The following is a 19,649-nucleotide window of genomic DNA, read 5'->3' on the forward strand; positions in this document are numbered from 1 at the left end:
TATTGGAGCCAGCCATGCCCCCTGAAAGTCGTCTAAAGAAACCACGAAAATTCAGTGAGTGATTCCCAGCATTTCAAGCAGCAGCTCGTCCCGCCGAATGGATTCCGTGCTCCAGCGCTGTGCGCCTCTGGGTGTCTGGACGGTCGTCGTTTCAACACAATCAAACCACTCCAGAATCTGAACCAGGGAGTGCACCTCAAGCCACCGCTTGAGGCTGCGCTCCAGCTCGAGTTGCGACTGTGTCTTTGATGCGGCTTCTCTGCCGAGTTTTTCCTTCACGGCATCAATGGCCTTCGTCAGAAAGCAGTGATAGCCGAGCGCTACGAACTGGCAGAAGAGCCTGCCTTTGAGGCTGTCCGGGAACCACACGCGAGGTCGCCTGCCGTCAAGCGAGTTCTTCTGCACATCAAACATCTCCTCGATTTTCTCCCTCTCCCGGTACATTCTCAGAGCTTCGTCGGCATTTTTGACCTCGTTCGAAACGAGCACGAAGAAGCCGAAGTACTTCCTGGCCTGCCTGAAGGCGTCTTCGTTAAACGAGACCTTGAGCGCGCCTCCCCGGCCGACACGGCTGCAGATGAGAAATTTTTCGGCTTTCCTCCTGCCTGCTTCGCTCAAAGGGTCTCCAGCCTCAACCGTGCGCTTGAGTTCGAGCAGATCATCAATTAAATTCTGTTCGTCCCTGCCGATGTTGTCCCGGTTGTAGAAGACATGAACATACAGACGGCGTTCAAACTCTTCCGTTTCACCGGCGGCAAAGCCGCCGCGCGTGCGCTGCCGGACCACAGAAAGCCGGTGCATGCGGCGGCGGGTGACGCCGCTCACCTTTTGATCGAAGGAGCACACGGCTTCAAGTCTGCCCACCTCTTCCCGGGCGGCGTCGATTTCTTCTCGCACCCAGGAGACGCTTGAGCGGATGAGCGTCAGGAACTTCATGTTGCTGCGGGCGAATTCGGCCATATTGCTCTGGCTGCAGAAGCCGTTTTCCGTCACTACGACGGGCCTGGCCAGCGGAAGGCACTTGATCTGCCTGAGGGTGTTTTTGATCGAAATGACATCGGGAATGTTACCGGGCTGTTTTGCAAAAGCGATCGGCTGCCTGTCCGACGTCGAGTACAGAATCAGCAGCTTGATGGTGTTGACTCCGTCCCGGTCTTTGTTGAAGCCTTGTCTTGCTTCGGTCTGGTTGTGGCTGTAGGTCGAAATCGTGGTCGAGTCGAATGCAATGCAGGGGTTGGTGCTGAGGCATGCCGCCCGCTGCGAGAAATACTTCTGCTGGCCGTCCTCATGGACTCCCACGTCGTGGAAGAGTTTTCCGTAAACGTCTTCGCTCAACCCGGGAGCATAAGGAGTCGGGTGGTTGATCTGCCAGGACTCTATGCGGGGCATCGGAGCCCCGTCGGTGGCAACCAGGTAGCGCGCGACCGTGTCAATTTTTTGAGCGGCGGGCTCTCCGAAACTCATCCGCAGCTGATCGGAAATTCCGGTCTGCCGCGAGACCCACTCCAGAAGATCCGCCGTGCCGGTGCACTGCCTTGAAGTCTTAGACGAGGCCTTTTTAATCGATTTTTTCCTTGTCGACCTGATTTTCCCCGTTTCGGGATCAAGAATTCCCAGCAAAGTTGTTTTAATCGTCCTGGTCTTGCGGGTTTGTGGATCGTACTGCGTCTGGCGTTCGTAAACGTAGACGTCCCCATTGGGGCGGGTGATGCGGCGGGTGCCGATGTGGATTTTTCCCGTAAAAGGACGCGGCATGGCGATCTCATATAATGTATTCATATTATATTATAGAAACACTAAATAAGTCAAGAAAAAACCGGCGAAATTTCAATTATTTCGACGGTTCCCCAGACTGATATCTGGCGATTTTATGCGGGCATTAGGCGACTTTCAGGGTAGAACGTCAGCGTAGCCACACTATTTTTAGGGAAAATTTAATTTTTTCCCTCTTTTTTTCCCCTTTTTTTGCCAACTATCATACAACCCATAGCCAAAAAATAGCTCTGATCAATGTTGCGACTTCTGTGACACACAGGTATGCCTGCAAAACATATGCTTATTTACGCCATTTTATTGACCGCTTGGCAATCCGGTCTATGTCGTGTGAGCTATTTCTCCATCTCAATAACTTCCGACAGAAGTCTGCGGCCAATATTCACCGCCGCATTCACATCGGCATGTTGCTCGCGCCGATGCCATGAACAATCTTCAAAGACACAGAAATAGCGGCTTTGAGTCGTATCTTTTGTCTGTTTGCTTCTTGGCGGGCGACGCAAATTAAACTTGACCTTTGCTTTTAATTCCGGAATCGAAAGCACGCCAGAGCGGATGGGTTTCGTCAGAGGCGCATTTTCATTTCTTCTTGCAAAACGCCTCCTTTCCTCCATGTCTGGCTTGTCAAAAAGCTGGATCACCTTTCCACACAAGTTGATTCTTCCGCCAGCATCTACTTTTACCCCAGAAACTCCATCTGCCTCGATCTGTCGAATCAACTCGAATACATTGTTGCCACACCTAGAGCAAATCCGACTGGTATCACGCGCATTAACCGACACCCCTGGATATGCTTTGAGAGGCACATACCCTTGGTCGTTCACCCGGACCAAATCGGCAGGCTGCTTGTTCAAATCGCTTGACTTGTACAGTCTGAGCAAACCCAAGTTGGTCCACACATCCCCCTGCTCCCACCAAGCCTTGCGCTCGTTGTTTTGCATATCCACTTGCGAATGCAGGAACCTGGCGTTGACCGCCTTGTATACAAGTTCCAACTGCTTTGATCCGCTCTCCAAGTTCTTCACCTGATACTCAAGGACCGGAATAGCAGAAAACTTCTGCATCAAACCAAGAATCGCACCACACACATCCCCTGTCACATTCTCTCGAAGGTTGAACAGAGTGGAATCGAATTTTTGGTTGAACTTTTGTACTTTCTGCCCGGACTTCCTGAACTTTCGGACCCCTTTTATCAATCTCCGAATAGACGGGATTCTCACAGTTCCGCAGACAAGTGGCTCCGCCACAATATTGCCGACATCCTTCATACTGAAAACGGCATATGCCAGTCCATTCTCGCCTTGATCAATCGCCACAAACCTTTGGAAGGTCTTCTGAATTTCTTCAGGAGTGCCAGGTTTGTCCGCCACACGAGAAATTGGCACTGCCAATGAAAGAACACTTTCATCATAAGTCAGGTCAATCCCTCCCGATGCGGTCATTTCCTGATCCACCGGCTGATCAACCAACAGCGTCATGTCGCTGACAGTCTCTGCCTGAGGATGGATCAACAGACTGTCCAATCTTCCCTTATAGCTGGAGGGACCAACCAACCGGGCAAGGTTTGAATTGTTTATTTCGCAAAATGTCGGGACTGTCCCTTTCGCCCCATCTTTTTGGACACTCAGCGCATCTACTTTAGAGGTCTCAACGCCAGTGTCTGCTGCCATGGGAAGTGCGTAACACCAATCATGCGGAAGTTGCACCAGGAGAGGACAGAGAGTACCGGTCAAATCAGCGTGACTGCCTTTGATTTTTTGGAATGTGGCTTTGACATCCACGACATGGTCATTGCTGAAGACAAGAACTCCTGACTCAACAATTTGCTTCCATGACTCCGAGTTGAAATAGCGGTCAGGCATTGCCCATAGAACATTCTTGGGCACATAAAGAAGACGGCAGTTGCCAACCCAACTGAATTTTGTCCTCAAGAAAAACTTTTCCCTGCGGACAATGATATTGAGCCCGCTGATCAAGCTTGTATAAACATTGAACAACTTGATCAAGCTGCTCATCGGCAAGGACTCTCTTTTCAGCATCATTCGTAGGTCAGCGGAAACCGCGTCTGAGTACTGCGCAGGCACATCAAGTCTTGCGATAGAACTTGGAACTTCGCACTCAACACTGCAAAGCAAAAGCTGCATCCAGGTCTTTTGAAGTTTCAAAAATGTCTCTCGACCCTTTGTTTCCTTATCTGACAAAAGCTCCGCCTGCTCCAGCACAACCTTGAATGAGTCCAGGACCTCCCGGGCCTTTTGAACCACCGAGTGATCTAACTCCATCCCCTGATGTCGCTCCGTGCTGAAGGGAGAGACATAAATCCTTCCTTGGAAATTGCAGAAGAATTGGTTGTAGAGCTTTTTGCTCGCGAAGATGCCTTGGTCAGCAAACCAGTCTTTTACAAGCTTCGCAACTTCACTCCGGTCATACCTGACTGCATTTCCAATTTTTTGAAGAATGCTTCGAAAAGCCATCTCCTCCGCTGAAAAAACATTCCTTGCGACGGTGCGTTTACTCAGCAATTTTTTCTGCTTCTTTGTTTCTGCACCAAGAGGATCAAACTGAAGTCCCTGCCCCTTCAACCAGTCAGTCAATCTTGCGAAATGTTTTCTCTGGGCATTGACCAGATAGCGCAATGACTGCGAGGCATGTTCCAGTTCCTCTTCAACTTTGGGCACTCCTCCAGTCTGTTGGTTGAGCTTTGGCAACCGCGCTAATTTTTCCCAATCCGTCCAACTCTCCGAAAGGGATTTCTTCAGCCCCTTCCATTCAGCTCCATCATCTTTCTCAGCCTGCTCCAAGGCATTTGTAATTTGGTTGTAGACGGACAGCAAGCGGTTCACCAAATCAATGCACTCCTTCACCTGCCCGATATCGCGCCCGGTGAGGCCTGACTCTATCCCTAACAGCCTTTTAACTGACAGCACCCCTGCCTTGCGGACACCCGAAAAGGCATTGCAAAAAGCCTCTGCCTCTTCTCTACTGCAGTCTGTCGTCTCCAAGAAGTCCTTGCCATCCACCACAAGCCCGACTGGCAACATCAGCTTTTCTGGCAGAGACGCCAACAACTCCAAAAGTTCCCATAAGCGACTAATGTAATTGGCCACCCAACTGTCAAGGTGCCCACCCAGTGAACTGCGGAAAATGCTATAGCTCAGCGCCCCGCCTTTGTCATTGCAAAGCAGCGTTTGCGCTGGGATTGCCCTGGCTGCGCTTTGCACCCTTTCAACAGCTTCCTGCTTCTCTTGAGGAATCCCGTAATACTGTGAAAGTTCCTCCACGGATGAGTTTCCCAGAACTTCAAGGCCTTTTCCAAACAACCAGGACAGACCGCTGTTTGTTGTGGTCGTCAAGTTTTCCTGCACATACTTGGTCATCTGTTTGGCTGCGCATTCTCCGGAATAATGGCGGAGTACTGTTGCCACAGCGAAATAAGGCAAATCCTTTTCTTCGCATTGCGAGCAGTCTGCCGATGAATCGAATGCAATGGTTGATTTAACAGGGAGACTGGAGACAGCCTTGCTGACCATTTGTCTAATCGATGGGAATGCACCAAATTCTGCCAAAGCACGATCAACGCAGGAACATGCTTTTTGAGGTGCTTTTTTTAAATCTCCCCAACTGGAAAAATCTTTCAAAATTGAGTCTGCAATTCTTGAGAACAGCTTTTCCTGGATAGATCGACTTCCCTCTTCGCGGAACTTTTCTCCAAGAGACTTCGCGTATTCACGGACAATGACCTCGGAGCAAAAGCGGTTATCTTTCCCTTTTGTTCCGCGAACTTCCGTGACCAATCGATTGCTGATATTGGAAGGAACAAACTTTGGCAGTTTGATTCCTATTTGATCTGTGACCGCTTCTGCGAATTTGTCATCGTCAAATGCCTGACGGTTCGCGAAGATATCCGCTCCACCAGCTTTTGGGAAAATGCGGAAACCTTGTGTGACAAGCGTGAACAGCAGGTAGGTCAGCGATCCAGGTCCTGTGCCCTCGACAATGTCATAAAGTTGACGATATTTTTCAAAGGGAACGCGCTTCGCAAAACGATCGGGCAAATCAAGACGAAACTTGAGTGTCAGCATGGAGTTTGTTGGACGACTGGACACAGCAGCTAACTTTCTTCTGTACCGCCTTGCCGTCATTCCAGACACAAAATCCCGAAGTTTGAAATCAATCCTGACTCTGGAATCCTTATCCATACCTACCATCCTGTTGTACAATGCAGACAAACCCCTTCCGGCTTTTGGACCATCTGTTCGCAGATCTCCGTACCTTGGTCGGTTGGGCGCCGCGGGGGCCGGTGCCTATCAAATGCCCCCATTTTCTTTTCCTGGCTTTGTTTCCCCTGGCAACCGATAGCCTGTCTTTGGCGGACGGCCGCCTTTTCTCTTGCCTTCCTGAGGCAAAACCAATCGGGGAACCTCCCCAAGCAAATATGCTCTCAAAGCCAGCACGGCTCCGTGAAGCAGGTTTTTCCTCCGAACATACTGCCTGGTGGCCGGCACATACACGATGACTTCCAAATTGTCTTTAAGTATAGAGAGAGATTTGGCAACCAGCTTCTTGCTATCACCAATGCCACTAGCCGCCGCAGCAGCAACAGCCTCTTCAAATATGTACCGATAAGGCTCCATCAAGTCATATGCCAAGGTCGGATAACTTGACGGCTCATGGAGATATGCGTGACAAGGGGACATTTTGTGAAACAAAATCCACCGCAGCATGATTCCGTAAAGGAACTTCGACCCTGCGTCAAGCGCGGAGGCAATGGGACTTTGCTCTCGTCTCGACACATCCAGCTTCAGCCCCGTGAAATATTGCTTCCAGTACCTGGCTGTCTGGTGGGCCTCTATTGCTCTCACATCTTCAATCTTTTTTGACTTCGCCAACTCGCTGAGAACAGTTGGGGAAATGGCCAACATCCCTGCCATTTGGCTTAACCTGGCCTTGATCAATGTCTTTGCGATGTACACCCGCTTGATCTGATTCTCACGAAACAAAATTTGCTTCGTCAGGACATCCGCATCATCAGAAGAAGGCACAGGCTGGAAGACATACGGGAAGGGCTGATTCCGACGATGAATAATCAAAGTAATACGATGTTGGGACAACTCGTCCAAAAAAGCAACGGGAAGATCGCCGGTGGCTCCGTAGAGCATAATGAAGTCGATGCTTGAAAGATCTACCTCCAAAATTCCACCGTTGTAGGATATCTTCCAATGCTTGCTTCGCGGGATTTTTTCAGCTTTCCCGTAATAAGGAAGCCACAAACTCATACGTGAACTTCTTTTGTTGCTTTTCCATGTCCAAATAAAATCTGAATGCTGTATCTCATTCAGTTTCTGGACTGGTAGACCAAATTCAAATTCCATGCTGAAACTGAAATATCCTTGAGAAATTAAGCAATTAATGCGCCAATATTAGCATTATTACTTTCATGTTTCTACTTATTATTCAATCAAATAAGTGCTATACTCCCAGTATTGATAGGGTTTAGAAGGATGAGAATTGGATACCCACCCAGTATTGATAGGGTTTAGAAGGCTGTCATCGTCCAGATGCCCCAGTATTGATAGGGTTTAGAAGGGCCCTGCAGCAAAGCGAACCCAGTATTGATAGGGTTTAGAAGGGCCCATGGCCAGCTCCAACCCAGTATTGATAGGGTTTAGAAGGCAAGCGGGAGGACATCTCCCAGTATTGATAGGGTTTAGAAGGCGATTTTTTGGATGCCACCCCAGTATTGATAGGGTTTAGAAGGACTCTCCCCCTTATCCTCACCCAGTATTGATAGGGTTTAGAAGGTCGCCGGAGTGAGTCATGCCCAGTATTGATAGGGTTTAGAAGGTTTGCAATCAGGCGCTGTCCCAGTATTGATAGGGTTTAGAAGGTCACGAAGATTCGATATGCCCAGTATTGATAGGGTTTAGAAGGTCGGAGCTGGTTACACCGCCCAGTATTGATAGGGTTTAGAAGGTTCAACACCATGAGCATTCCCAGTATTGATAGGGTTTAGAAGGCGCGGTCTGGTCGGTGACCCAGTATTGATAGGGTTTAGAAGGGCACGCCAAAAGCCCAAACCCAGTATTGATAGGGTTTAGAAGGAAGGCGGATGGAGGATCATCCCAGTATTGATAGGGTTTAGAAGGGCAGAGGTGCCTTCCGGACCCAGTATTGATAGGGTTTAGAAGGTGTGCTTTACTGGCACGGCCCAGTATTGATAGGGTTTAGAAGGTTTTCAAGGCTTTGCGCACCCAGTATTGATAGGGTTTAGAAGGCTCGGAGCGTCTGGCCGACCCAGTATTGATAGGGTTTAGAAGGATTTGAACGAGTTTGTAACCCAGTATTGATAGGGTTTAGAAGGTTTAGCAGAATGCCGTCGCCCAGTATTGATAGGGTTTAGAAGGGATCTTCGTGTTGCGGTAACCCAGTATTGATAGGGTTTAGAAGGAACGATCTGCTTTCCGTCCCCAGTATTGATAGGGTTTAGAAGGTCACGACCCCCATGCAGCCCCAGTATTGATAGGGTTTAGAAGGCGCGGTCTGGTCGGTGACCCAGTATTGATAGGGTTTAGAAGGGCACGCCAAAAGCCCAAACCCAGTATTGATAGGGTTTAGAAGGTCAAAGCCAGATACTCCACCCAGTATTGATAGGGTTTAGAAGGCACGCGAATGGTGCCAATCCCAGTATTGATAGGGTTTGGAAGGCTACGAGGGGGTGTTCAACCCAGTAATGATAGGTTTTAGAAGGTTCCACCGAAATCATAGGCCCAGTATTGATAGGGTTTAGAAGGACAAGAAGCAAACAGACGAGTACAGAAATTATCTTCTAGAATAAACGCATTAATAATATTGATCGCAAGAAAGAGCCCTCGAATCAATCACTTGAATCGAGGGCGTTTTTTGAGGTTTTGGCGGAAGGGGTGAGATTCGAACTCACGGAAGTTTTGAAGCTTCGCCGGTTTTCAAGACCGGTGCATTAAACCGCTCTGCCACCCTTCCGAGGCATAGAAGGGGTTTATTTTACATTCTTCCCCCTTCCCGCGCAAACGTGCGGAAAAGGGAAAACAGGATAGATCAGATCTCCGCCGGGCCGTTTTCAAGGCCAAAAGCCTTGTGAAGGACGCGAACGGCAAGCTCCGTGTACTTCTCGTCAACCACCAGGCTCACCTTGATCTCCGAGGTGCCGATCATCTGGATGTTGATGTTCTCCTGGGGGAGCGCGTGGAACATGCGGGAGGCGACGCCCGCGTGAGAGCGCATGCCGACGCCCACCACCGAGATCTTCGCGATGTTGTTGGAGGTGAGGATCTGCTCGCCGCCAATGAAGGGCAGCACGTCGGACTTCAGGACATCGACCGTGCGCTCGAGATCGGTGCGCGGCACGGTGAAAGTGAAATCCGTGCGCCCGTTCACGCCGACGTTCTGGACGATCATGTCCACGTCAATGTTGGAGGCGGCGATGGGCCCGAGGATCTTGGAGGCGATCCCCGGAGTGTCCGGGACGTTGTGAACGGTGACCTTCGCTTCGTTGCGCGAGCAGGCAATGCCCGTGACTACGGCTTTTTCCATCATTTTGGGATCTTCCTCATAGGTAATCAGGGTGCCGGAAACAGCTTCAACGGAGACCGGCAGATCGGGGTCGGAAAGACTCGAAAGCACCCGCAGGGGTACTTTGTATTTGCCCGCAAACTCCACCGAGCGGATCTGCAGGACCTTGGAGCCGAGACTGGCAAGCTCGAGCATCTCCTCAAAGGAAATGTTGTTGAGGCGCTTCGCCTCGGGCACAATGCGCGGATCGGTCGTGTAGATGCCGTCGACATCAGTGAAGATCAGGCATTCGTCGGCGTGCACCGCCGCGGCGATCGCAACGGCTGACGTGTCCGAACCTCCGCGACCCAGCGTCGTGATGTTGCGGTCCGGATCAATGCCCTGGAAACCGGCCACCACCACAACGCGCCCGGCGTCAAGCTGACGGCGAATCGCATCCTCGTCGATCGTGTCGATGCGTGCCTTCGTGAAGGCGTTGTCGGTGTGAATGCCCACCTGCCAGCCGGCCATCGAGACCGCGTCAACTCCGAGGTCCTTGAGGGCCATGGCAAGCAGCCCGATCGAAACCTGCTCGCCTGTGGTCGCCACGACGTCAAGCTCGCGCAGATCGGGGCGCGGGGAGACTTCCTTGGCAAGGGCGAGAAGCCGGTTCGTTTCCCCGCTCATGGCGGAGACGACGACGATCATCTGGTGGCCTGCCTTCTTCCACTTGGCGACACGGCGCGCCACATTGCGGATGCGCTCGGGTGAGCCCATCGAAGTGCCGCCATATTTATGAACGATAAGTGCCATGATTGTGTTTCTCAACTCAATGGAGCGCGTTAAAAAACTGCCCTCTTCCCTGCGGAAAAAAGCAGGACTTATGAATCAAAATAGCCCATGCGGAGCCACTCTGCAGACAAAACATCCGACGCATCACTCAAACAGGGTAAGAAAAACAGCCTAATCCCTCTCCGAGGGCTGATGCAGCTGCCCGGATTCACAGTCCGAAGAGCGGACGGTCCGGCTTCCAGCCGATCACCCAGAGCGGCTCTCCGGCCGCCTCCTCGCCGTGCTCCATCAGCCGTATCTCGGAACCCAGCCCGGCGGCGAAAAGGAGCCTGCCGTCGCGCCAGAGCAGCGGCAGATCCCCGCGCTCAAAGGAAGGAATGCCCTTGGACTGGTAGAGCTGCTTCAGGTGCCGGCTCGGGCGGAAGCGGAAAAGCTTAATCTTTTCACCTCCCTGCCGGGCCCGGGCCTCAAGAGGCGCAGCCCTGAGGAAAGACTCCGCGAAGCCGTCCTCTCCCGGGGCGGCCCTTCGGAAAGTGAGCACGCCGCCCCAGGGAGCGAGCTCAATTTCATTTTCCCCGTGCCAGAAAAAGCGCCTGTTTCTCGAGGTGTCCCTCACGGGCTTCGCAAAGGCCCTGAGCACAATGTCGGAGCCCCAGCGCCGTATCTCATAGGCCCCCAGCCTGATGGTGAGCGCCGTGTCGGAGTGCGTCTGCCGGGCCTGCCTCAATGCCTCGATCAGCGTCGCGCGGGGCGGCGGCTCGACGCCCTCCGAGGCGATCCAGGCGCGCAGGCAAAGCGCCTGCCGCGGAATGGGAAGCTCGAGCAGAGCGGTGATTTTCATCGCATGGGGGTGCGCTGCATCGAGGCAATGCGCCACATCCTCCGCAGCCACCGAATGAAGCACCTCGCCCGCCTCCATGACGAGCTCGACGGAGCGGCAGGCGGCCTTGCGGAACCCCGGCCTCGCACGGTCGAGCACGGGAAGAACCTCGTGGCGGATCAGGTTGCGCAGAAAAGCCGTGTCGTCGTTGCTCTCGTCGTCGACCCAGGCCAGATCCCGGCCCTTTGCGTAAGCCTCGATCCAGCTGCGGGGAATCTCCAGCCACGGACGCACCAGCAGGCACGCGCCGCTGCCGAACCCGCGCACGACCGGCATGCCGGAGAGGCCGTCGATGCCCGCGCCGCGCATCCACTGCAGCAGGAAGGTCTCCAGGCGGTCATCCTGGTGGTGGGCCGTAAGAACGGCGTCAAGCCCGAGTTCCTCGGCAGCCGAGGCGAGCGCCCTGTAGCGCGCCTCCCGGGCCGCCGCCTCGATGCCGCGGCCTCGGCGGTCGACATGGACCTTAAGCACGCGCAGAGGTATCGAGCGGCGCGCACAGAAGTCCTCGCATGTCCGCACCCAGCTCTCCGCGTTTTTGGAAAGTCCGTGGTTCACGTGCAGGGCGCAGACGGACTCAATGAGTCGGGCGCCTTTTTTCGAACGGGAGAGGCGCCACGCGGCCTCAAGCAGCGACATGCTGTCGCGGCCGCCGGAAAAGCCGATCCCGATGCGAAGCGGGCGCTCCGGGGGTGCCAGCAGCATTTCGTCGCGGTTTCTGAGCGAAGCGTTCACCCGCTCCAGGCTTGAGGCAATCGCCCCGCCCAGACGGGACTCCAGCGTGCGAAGGCTGGGAATTTTTTCGGCTTTCTGCGGCATGCTTCCTCTCTCCCCTCGGCCTCCCGTACGCGGCTCAGGATCCGGCCGCTCCGTCAGGCTCCTTCGCGGCGGCCCTGCCTGCGGCCGCCTTGGCCGCGGCGCGTTCGGCGAACTGCGCCTCCTTGGCCTGCGCCGCCTTCGCCTTCTGCATTTCGCGCTGCGCAATCGCGTCGGCGCGGATGCGGTCGGCCTCTTTCTGCGTGATCACGCTGTAGTCGCCGTAACGCATGATGCGGCTCAGACGCCTTGCGATCAGTTTCTCCACCGGCATGCGCTTGAGCGACTTCAGCCGGTCGATCAAAGACTTGCTCAGCGTGCGCGCCATGAGTTCCGGATCCCGGTGCGCGCCCCCGAGCGGCTCGTAGACCACTTCGTCGACAAGCTTCAGCGCGCGCAGCCGGTCGGCCGTGAGGCACAGCGCGGAGGCCGCCTCGGGCGCCCTGGCGGCATCCTTCCAGAGGATGGAGGCGCAGCCCTCGGGGCTGATCACCGAATAGGTCGCGTACTGCAGCATGAGCACTGCGTCGGCCACCGCGATGGCAAGGGCTCCGCCCGAGCCGCCTTCGCCGATCACCGTCGTCACGACCGGCACCTCAAGATGCGTCATCTCGACCAGGTTGCGGCCGATCGCTTCGGACTGCCCGTGCTTTTCTGCCTCAATTCCCGGATAGGCCCCCGGGGTGTCCACGAAGGTGACCACCGGCAGGCCGAACTTCTCGGCGAGCTTCATGAGCCTCAGGGCCTTGCGGTAGCCCTCGGGGTTGGCCATGCCGAAATTGCGGAAGGTCCGGGACTTCACGTCCCGGCCTTTCTGGTGGCCGATCACCATGACGGGATCGCCCCCCAGCCTCGCAAGCCCTCCCACGATCGCGGGGTCGTCGCGGTAGAAACGGTCGCCATGCAACTCGTGAAAGTCCGTAAACATCGCATGGATGTAGTCCAGCGTGTAGGGGCGGGCAGGATGCCTCGCCACCTGAGAGATCTGCCAGGGCGTGAGGTTCGAGTAGACCTGCTTGAGCAGGGCGAGCGACTTGGCCTCCAGCTGATCGACCTCAGAGGCGATATCAAGGGACGGATCGGACTCCTGCAGGGAGCGCAGCTCCTCTATTTTCTGCTCCAGAGCCTCAATGTCCTTTTCAAAGTCGAGAAAGAATTTTTTCACGTTGCACCCGTGCGAATGATGTCCGCCGGGCGCCAGGCCCTGCGGAGCCGTACTGTCCCTTTAGTTTAGCCAAAAGGGAGAGGCCGGGCCGCAGGCGCGCCGCCGCAGGGATTAGCGTCTTTTCGCCTCTTCCCTTGAAGCGGCGGGCCCTTGCCGGCCCCCGGGCGCTCAGCTGCGCCTCCAGGTGGTGCCCTGCGGGGTGTCGAGCAGCACGATGCCCTGCGCGAGGCACTGGGCCCGGATCTCGTCGGCCCGCGCGAAGTTCCTGCTCTTCTTGCAGTCGCTCCGCTCCTTGATCAGACGGTTGATTTCCTCCTCGTCGAGCCCCTTGACCGCGCCCTTCAGGAACGCTGCCGGATCGCGCTGCAGGATGTTGAGCACGCCCCCCAGACCTTTGAGCTGGCGCACGAGCGCGGGGTCCTTCGAGCGGTTGACCTCGGTGGCAAGATCAAAGAGCTGCGCGATCGCCACCGGCGTGTTGAAGTCGTCGTCCATCGCGCGGGCGAAGGCCGCCGCGTGCTTTTCCTCCCAGTCAAGCGGCAGGCCGTCGCCCTTCGCCCCGTCGAGCGCCTCATAGAGTCTCGTCAAGGCCTTGTGCGCGTCCACGATGAGGCCCGTGTTGAAGGAGATCGGGCTGCGGTAATGGGTGCGCAGGAGGAAAAAGCGCAGCACCTCGGCGCCGTTGCCCGCGCCGAACTTCCCGTCGGTTTCGGATAGCGCGTCGCGGATCGTCCAGAAGTTGTGCAGCGACTTGCTCATCTTCTGCTCGGTGCCGTCGGCCGCGCGGACGCGCAGCGGCCCGGAGTGCATCCAGTAGTTGGCGAACCGCACGCCGTTGGCTCCCTCGCTCTGGGCAATCTCGTTTTCGTGATGCGGGAAGATGAGGTCGGGGCCGCCGCCGTGGATGTCGAAGGTCTTGCCAAGGTAGTGGCAGCTCATCGCTGAGCACTCAATGTGCCAGCCGGGCCGCCCCTCGCCCCAGGGGCTCGTCCAGTGCGGCTCGCCGGGCTTCGCCTTTTTCCAAAGCACAAAGTCGAGGGGGTCGCGCTTGCCCTGGCCGATGCCGATGCGGGCACCGGCCTGCAGGTCATCGAGACTCTTGCCTGAGAGCTTCCCATAGCCGGGGAACCTGCGGACCGCGAAATCGACGTCGCCGTCGCTGCCGACGTAGGCGAGGCCCTTGTCCTGCAGAGTCCTGATGAGATTGAGCATCTGCGGGATGAAGTCCGTCGCATGGGGCTCGTAGGTCGGAGGCAGGCAGCCGAGCGAGGCCATGTCCTGCTGCATCGCCGCGGTGAACTCGCGGGTGAGCTCGAGCGTAGAGATTCCGCGCTCGGCGGCGCGGCGGATGATCTTGTCGTCCACGTCGGTCACGTTGCGCACAAAGGTGACCTGATAGCCCCGCGCCTCAAGCCAGCGGCGGATGACGTCAAAGGCGACGAAGGTGCGCCCGTGCCCGATGTGGCAGTAGTCATAGACCGTCACTCCGCAGACATACATGCCGACCCTGCCTTCATGCACGGGCTTGAAAACTTCCTTGCGCCGGCTGAGCGTCGAGTAAATCATCAGGGGATTGGTGGAGATCATGTCTGGACTGCGCTCCTCGCATTCTTAAAAAAGTGAAAAAAACGGCGAGACGCCCGCCCCGGCGGGCGGGGGATCGCGGAGAATCTTTACCGAACGGGTAAAATCCTTTGAAAAGTATAGCGGTTCGAACGCGCAGGCACGTCCCCGCGCTTTTGCGGCGCGGCAGCCCCGGGTGCCTCTCCCCACCGCTTTCATGAAAAAGCCCATGGATTTTCGTTTATGAATAAAACCATTCGGGCGGCCGCGGCCGCCATATTGATCGCCATCGCCTCCTGCGCCGCCTCGGCCCAGACCGTGCTCTACCCGATTCCGGAGCCGCAGAAGGAGCCGAAGCTTGTGACCGACTATCCGGTATTCGTGAACCGGATGATCAGCGAGAAGAATTACGAGAAAGCCCTTCAGTACGCCGACCAGGGCCTGGCCCTTAATCCGAAGAACCTGAACCTCATGTTCAAGCGCGGGCTGATTCTCGAGCGCATGGGGCGTCTCGACGAGGCCCGCGAGGCGTACTCGAAGATGATCCGCCTCTACCCCGAGATTCCCGAGCCCTACAACAACCTCGCGATTCTCGTGGCCGACAGCGGCAGGGGCGACATCGACCATGCAATCGAGCTGCTGCAGCGGGCGATCACCGCCAACCCCAGCTTCTCGACCGCGCACGAGAATCTGGGAGACCTTTACGCGCTGAAAGCCCTGCAGAACTACCGCAAGGCCGTTCCGCTCAAGGGCGGCACCCGCAAGCAGCTCAAGCGCGTGGGCGAAAAGATCACCATGCTTCAGATCGTGACCGGCAACGACCCCGCGCCCGAGCCGGCCGCAGGCTCCAGGCCCCAGGCCTCCGCGCAGCCGAAGACAAGCACGGGCTCCCGGGCGCAGGGCGCCGGCGCCACTGCCGCGGCAGGCCCTGCCTCCCAGGTCTCGGGCGGCGTTTCGGCCAGCAGCTACGAGAGCCGCAGCAGCGAGAACAGCCTCTTCAAGCCGCTGCCCGAGATCAAGCCCTGAAGCGGGCGGGGCGCGGATTCATTTAGCCGCTACAATTAGGAACCCAGGACCCGGGAGAAGGCGCGAGCCCCTCCCTCCTTACGTTTATTGAATTAGGAAGACAAAGCATGATCCGTTTAACCACCAGCATGGGCGTGATCGACATCGAGCTCGACCCGGCCAAGGCTCCCGTGACCTCCGCCAATTTCGAGCAGTACGTGAAGGACGGCTTCTACAACGGCACGCTCTTTCACCGCGTCATCAAGGGCTTCATGATCCAGGGCGGCGGCTACACGGCCGGCATGAAGGAAAAGCAGACGCGCGACCCGATTGTGAACGAGGCCTCGAACGGCCTTGCGAACAACCGCTACACGATCGCGATGGCCCGCACCAGCGATCCCGACTCGGCCACCGCCCAGTTCTTCATCAACGTCGCTGACAACGACTTCCTCAACTACAGCGCGGGCAATGCGGGCTACGCCGTGTTCGGGCGCGTTGTGAAGGGCTCCGATGTGGTCGACGCGATCGCCGCTGCGCGCACCGGCCGCCGCGGCTGGTTTGATGACGTCCCTCTCGAGGACGTCGTGATTGAAAAGGCTGAGATCCTCTAACGCAGCCGGCCCCGGGGAGCCTCCTCCCCGGTCGGAAAAGGACGAGGAAGGAACAAATGTCTGAAATCACCGCTCCGGCTCTGGCCGGCACGACGGAGGTCGCGCCGCTTGTCAACCCGGTCTTCATCTCCGATCTGCATCTGGCTCCGGAGCACCCGAAAACCCTGATGCAGTTTCTGAGGTTCATGAAAACTCAGGTCCCCTACTACGAGGAGCTCGTGATCCTGGGCGACCTTTTCGACTACTGGATCGGCGACGACACGATCGACACCGCCGCGCCGATCGTGAAGGCGCTCGCCTACGCTTCCTCGATCGGCAAGCGAGTGCTCATCACGCCGGGCAACCGCGACGTCATGCTGGGGCCAGGCTTCGCCGCAGCCTGCGGTGCGACGCTGCTCGCCCCCGAGGTGACCGTGGAGTGCATGGGGCGCAGGTTTCTGCTCTCGCACGGCGACGAGTGGTGCACGAAGGACACGGAGTATCAGAAGTTCCGCGCCATGACCCGCGATCCGCAGTGGCAGATCGGGGCGCTGTCGCTGCCGCTTGAAAAGCGCATGGAGATCGCCCGCCAGGCCCGCTCGCAGTCCGAGGGCACGAAGGTGAAGAAAACCGCAGAGATGATGGATGTGGTCGACGTCGAGGTTTACAAGGCCGCCAAGGCCGCGGGCGCCGACGTGGTGATCCACGGCCACACCCACAAACCGGCGAGCCACGAGCTCGCGGAAATCGAGCGCTGGGTTCTTCCGGACTGGGATCTCGACTCCGGCGCCGGCCGCGACCACTGGGGCTACATCCGCACGGTGGACGGCAAGCGGCTGCAGATCATCATGTAGGCCGGAAGGCTTTTCATCACAAAGGAAGAATCAGAAGCGCCGGGGCCGCTGCCCCGGCGCTTTTGTTTTGTGACCGTGAAAGGGAAGGCCGGGCTGCTCCCCCGGGCGGATAAAATGGAAAGATCCGTTATCTGCAGGAGATCCGCAGGCAATGATTCCCATGTCTCAAAACAGCACCATCAAGACCCTGACTTCGCACGTCTCCGTGCGGGACTTCACCGCGGAGCCCGTGAGCGAAGCCGACAGGAACGCGATCTTCGAGGCAGCCCGGGCCTCCTCTTCGTCCTGCTTCCTGCAGGTCGTGACCGTGATCAGGATCACGGACCCGGGAAAGCGCCGCGCCTTCGTGAAGCTCACCGGCGGGCAGCGCCACATCGAGACCGCCGCCGAATTCTGGGTGTTCTGCGCGGACTACCGCCGCTGCGAGGTCATGGCCGGCAAAACGCTCGACCTCGGCTGGACTGAGCAGCTGCTGGTCGGCTGCACGGACGTCGCCATCATGGCCCAGAGCGCCATGGCCGCCCTCGAGTCCCTGGGGCTGGGCGGCGTCTATGCGGGCGGCATCCGCAACAGCATCGAGGAGGTTGACCGCCTGCTCGGGCTCCCGGAAAACGTCATTCCTGTGCTGGGGCTCGCCTTCGGGCATCCCGCGTTCCGCAACGAGCTCAAGCCCCGCCTGCCGCGCGAGGCGCTGCTTTGCGAAAACACGTACCGCGAGCCCGATCCGGCGCTGCTTGAGAACTACGACAGGGAGCTCGCCCGTTATTACGAAACCCGCAGCCGCAATCCGAAGAAGGATTCGTGGAAAGCGGGCATCGAACGGATCCTGCTACGCGAAAGACGCCCGTTCCTGCTCGCCTACCTGCAGAAAAAAGGCTTCGGGAAACGCTGAAAGGTCGCGCAAAGAGGGCGGCCGCTCCCTCCCCTTGGATCAAAGCCCGGAGTCGAGGTAGCTGCGCTCGCCCGGGTCCTTGATGGACGGGCAGCAGCCTTCCGGCTCGCCCTTAAGCCGCGCGATTTCGCGCTCCATCGTATTGATCAGGTCGCGCTGCTGGTCGAGCTCCCTTTTCACCTGGGCGAAGGCCCGGGCGACCGGGTCTTCCGCGCCCAGCACGACGCCGTAGGCCTCGAAGACCTTTTTCGGGGCCTGCACCGTCTCTTCCTTTTTCTTCGCCCTGTGGCCCGGCACCCCGACGATGGTCGCTCCCTCGGGCACGGGCTTGAGGCAGACGGCATTGGAGCCTATGCGGGCGTTGCGCCCCACCGTCCAGCCGCCCAGCACCTTCGCGCCCGCGCCCACGATGACGCCCGACTCAAGCGTTGGATGGCGCTTCTCGCCGCGGCCGAGGCTCGTGCCGCCCAGCGTGACGCCCTGGTAGATCGTGCAGTCGTCGCCCACCTCGGCCGTCTCGCCGATCACCGTGCCCATGCCGTGGTCGATGAAGACCCGGCGGCCGATCTTCGCTCCGGGATGGATCTCAATGCCGGTGAGAAAACGCGCCACGTGCGAAATCCAGCGCGCAAGGGTCCACCAGCCCTGAATCCAGCACCAGTGGCTCAGCCTCCAGAACTGGACGGCATGGAAACCCGGGTACGAGAGCAGCACGTCGAGCGTGCCGCGCGCCGCGGGGTCCCGCTCGTTGATGGTGCGAATGTCTTCCCTGATGCGTTCAAACATGGAAAAAGCCTCGATTAACTGGCGTCTGTAGGTCGGGACATCATACCCGAGTTTTTCACTCAGGTATCAGCGGGCCTTCCCCTTTTTGCTCCCTGCGCGCTCCTTTTTCGGCCGGATGATGGCCGCGCAGATGCCCCGGAGCAGGTCGACCTCGGGCTGAGTGAGGCCCGCGCGCGCCACGATCCGGCGGGTCATCGGCATCAGGAACTTGGGCTCCTTCGGGTCAAGCGCGCCGCAGGCTTCCATGGCGCGCTGCCAGTGCTCGAGGAATCCCTCGATCGCGGGCACCGTGGCGGGGGGCTCCGCCTCGAAGCGCTTCTCCCAGTCGTAGAGCCGGTGCGCGTCGCCCGCGCGCTCGAGCTGCGTCACATGCATTTCATAGGCGGTCACCTGCACGGACTGCGCGAGGTTGAGGCTCGGGCTTTCCGGATCAGCGGGAATCGCCGCCACGGCCTGGCAGATCTCTATCTCCTCGTTGGTCAGGCCGCTGCGCTCCGTGCCGAAGACAAAGGCGATATCGCCCAGCTCCGAGGCGAGGAAGTCGCATGCGCGGCCCGCCGCCCCGCGCAGGTCTTCGATCGGAGGGCCGAAGCGCCGGTCGTAGCCCGAAAGCGCCCAGGCGAACGTGACCCCCTCGAGGGCCTCGGTCAGGGTCGGCACGCAGCGGCTTTCGCGCAGCACGTCCACGGAGCTCGTCGACAGGGCAACCGCGTCGGGATCCTCCCGGTAGGAGCTCACCCGCGGATTGACGACCCAGAGGCTGCGGAATCCCATGGTCTTGACGGCCCGGGCGGCGGCGCCGATGTTGGCGGGAAGGCTAGGCTCACACAGCACGAAGCGGACCCTGGAGGCTGAAATTGGCGTTTTCATGAAACTGTCACCGGAAAAACTGGACAAACAAAGCTGCGCAAAGCTTAACAGCACCGCGCCCTTCCGGAGGCCCCGGGCCTCCATTTCCATTAGAATTGCATCTTTAAGAACGAAAAGACGGGTTTTCAAGCGGGCCGCC

General features: G+C 57.5%; 13 protein-coding genes, 1 tRNA gene and 1 CRISPR repeat array. Of the genes, 4 read left to right on the forward strand and 10 right to left on the reverse strand.

Annotation, left to right across the window (positions count from 1 at the left end):
* Positions 1–51: 51 nt before the first annotated feature.
* From MAF45_RS03155 to cysS, 8 genes are all read right to left on the reverse strand, one after another.
* Positions 52–1,755 (reverse strand): IS1634 family transposase, encoded by a 1,704-nt coding sequence (locus MAF45_RS03155; protein WP_237978102.1) that lies wholly within the window; start codon positions 1,753–1,755, stop codon positions 52–54.
* Between the two features lie 353 nt (positions 1,756–2,108).
* Positions 2,109–5,972, reverse strand: coding sequence for a type V CRISPR-associated protein Cas12c (gene cas12c, locus MAF45_RS03160; protein WP_237978103.1), 3,864 nt, complete (start codon positions 5,970–5,972; stop codon positions 2,109–2,111).
* A gap of 108 nt (positions 5,973–6,080) precedes the next feature.
* On the reverse strand, positions 6,081–7,145 hold the full coding sequence (locus tag MAF45_RS03165; protein ID WP_237978104.1) for a CRISPR-associated endonuclease Cas1: 1,065 nt from the start codon (positions 7,143–7,145) through the stop codon (positions 6,081–6,083).
* A 104-nt stretch (positions 7,146–7,249) separates the two neighbouring features.
* Positions 7,250–8,564: direct repeats of the CRISPR family, unit length 25 nt; unit sequence CCCAGTATTGATAGGGTTTAGAAGG.
* Positions 8,565–8,682: 118 nt separating this feature from the next.
* A tRNA-Ser gene (locus tag MAF45_RS03170) sits at positions 8,683–8,772 on the reverse strand.
* A 75-nt stretch (positions 8,773–8,847) separates the two neighbouring features.
* A complete protein-coding gene (locus MAF45_RS03175; protein ID WP_237978105.1) occupies positions 8,848–10,113 on the reverse strand; it encodes an aspartate kinase in 1,266 nt (421 codons plus the stop codon).
* A gap of 187 nt (positions 10,114–10,300) precedes the next feature.
* On the reverse strand, positions 10,301–11,788 hold the full coding sequence (tilS, locus tag MAF45_RS03180) for a tRNA lysidine(34) synthetase TilS (RefSeq protein WP_237978106.1): 1,488 nt from the start codon (positions 11,786–11,788) through the stop codon (positions 10,301–10,303).
* A gap of 34 nt (positions 11,789–11,822) precedes the next feature.
* A complete protein-coding gene (locus MAF45_RS03185; RefSeq protein WP_441295218.1) occupies positions 11,823–12,950 on the reverse strand; it encodes an acetyl-CoA carboxylase carboxyltransferase subunit alpha in 1,128 nt (375 codons plus the stop codon).
* A gap of 168 nt (positions 12,951–13,118) precedes the next feature.
* A complete protein-coding gene (gene cysS, locus MAF45_RS03190) occupies positions 13,119–14,537 on the reverse strand; it encodes a cysteine--tRNA ligase (RefSeq protein ID WP_237978107.1) in 1,419 nt (472 codons plus the stop codon).
* 219 nt (positions 14,538–14,756) lie between these two features.
* Here cysS and MAF45_RS03195 point away from each other — a divergent pair, with 219 nt between their 5' ends.
* The 4 genes from MAF45_RS03195 to nfsA all read left to right on the forward strand — a co-directional run bounded on the left by MAF45_RS03195 (position 14,757) and on the right by nfsA (position 17,854).
* Positions 14,757–15,539, forward strand: coding sequence for a tetratricopeptide repeat protein (locus MAF45_RS03195; RefSeq protein ID WP_237978108.1), 783 nt, complete (start codon positions 14,757–14,759; stop codon positions 15,537–15,539).
* Positions 15,540–15,646: 107 nt separating this feature from the next.
* The gene (locus tag MAF45_RS03200) at positions 15,647–16,129 is read left to right on the forward strand and encodes a peptidylprolyl isomerase (RefSeq protein WP_237978109.1); all 483 of its coding nucleotides are present in this window, start codon (positions 15,647–15,649) and stop codon (positions 16,127–16,129) included.
* Positions 16,130–16,185: 56 nt separating this feature from the next.
* Positions 16,186–16,962 (forward strand): UDP-2,3-diacylglucosamine diphosphatase, encoded by a 777-nt coding sequence (locus MAF45_RS03205; RefSeq protein ID WP_237978110.1) that lies wholly within the window; start codon positions 16,186–16,188, stop codon positions 16,960–16,962.
* Positions 16,963–17,122: 160 nt separating this feature from the next.
* Complete coding sequence (gene nfsA / locus MAF45_RS03210) at positions 17,123–17,854, forward strand: oxygen-insensitive NADPH nitroreductase (RefSeq protein WP_237978111.1); 732 nt, start codon at positions 17,123–17,125, stop codon at positions 17,852–17,854.
* 39 nt (positions 17,855–17,893) lie between these two features.
* On the opposite strand, the gene cysE is transcribed toward nfsA, so the two are convergent.
* Positions 17,894–18,640, reverse strand: coding sequence for a serine O-acetyltransferase (gene cysE, locus MAF45_RS03215; RefSeq protein ID WP_237978112.1), 747 nt, complete (start codon positions 18,638–18,640; stop codon positions 17,894–17,896).
* Positions 18,641–18,706: 66 nt separating this feature from the next.
* On the reverse strand, positions 18,707–19,510 hold the full coding sequence (locus tag MAF45_RS03220) for an RNA methyltransferase (protein WP_237978113.1): 804 nt from the start codon (positions 19,508–19,510) through the stop codon (positions 18,707–18,709).
* Positions 19,511–19,649: the final 139 nt, after the last annotated feature.

Source organism: Mesosutterella porci (genome assembly GCF_022134585.1).
Classification (GTDB): domain Bacteria; phylum Pseudomonadota; class Gammaproteobacteria; order Burkholderiales; family Burkholderiaceae_F; genus Mesosutterella; species Mesosutterella porci.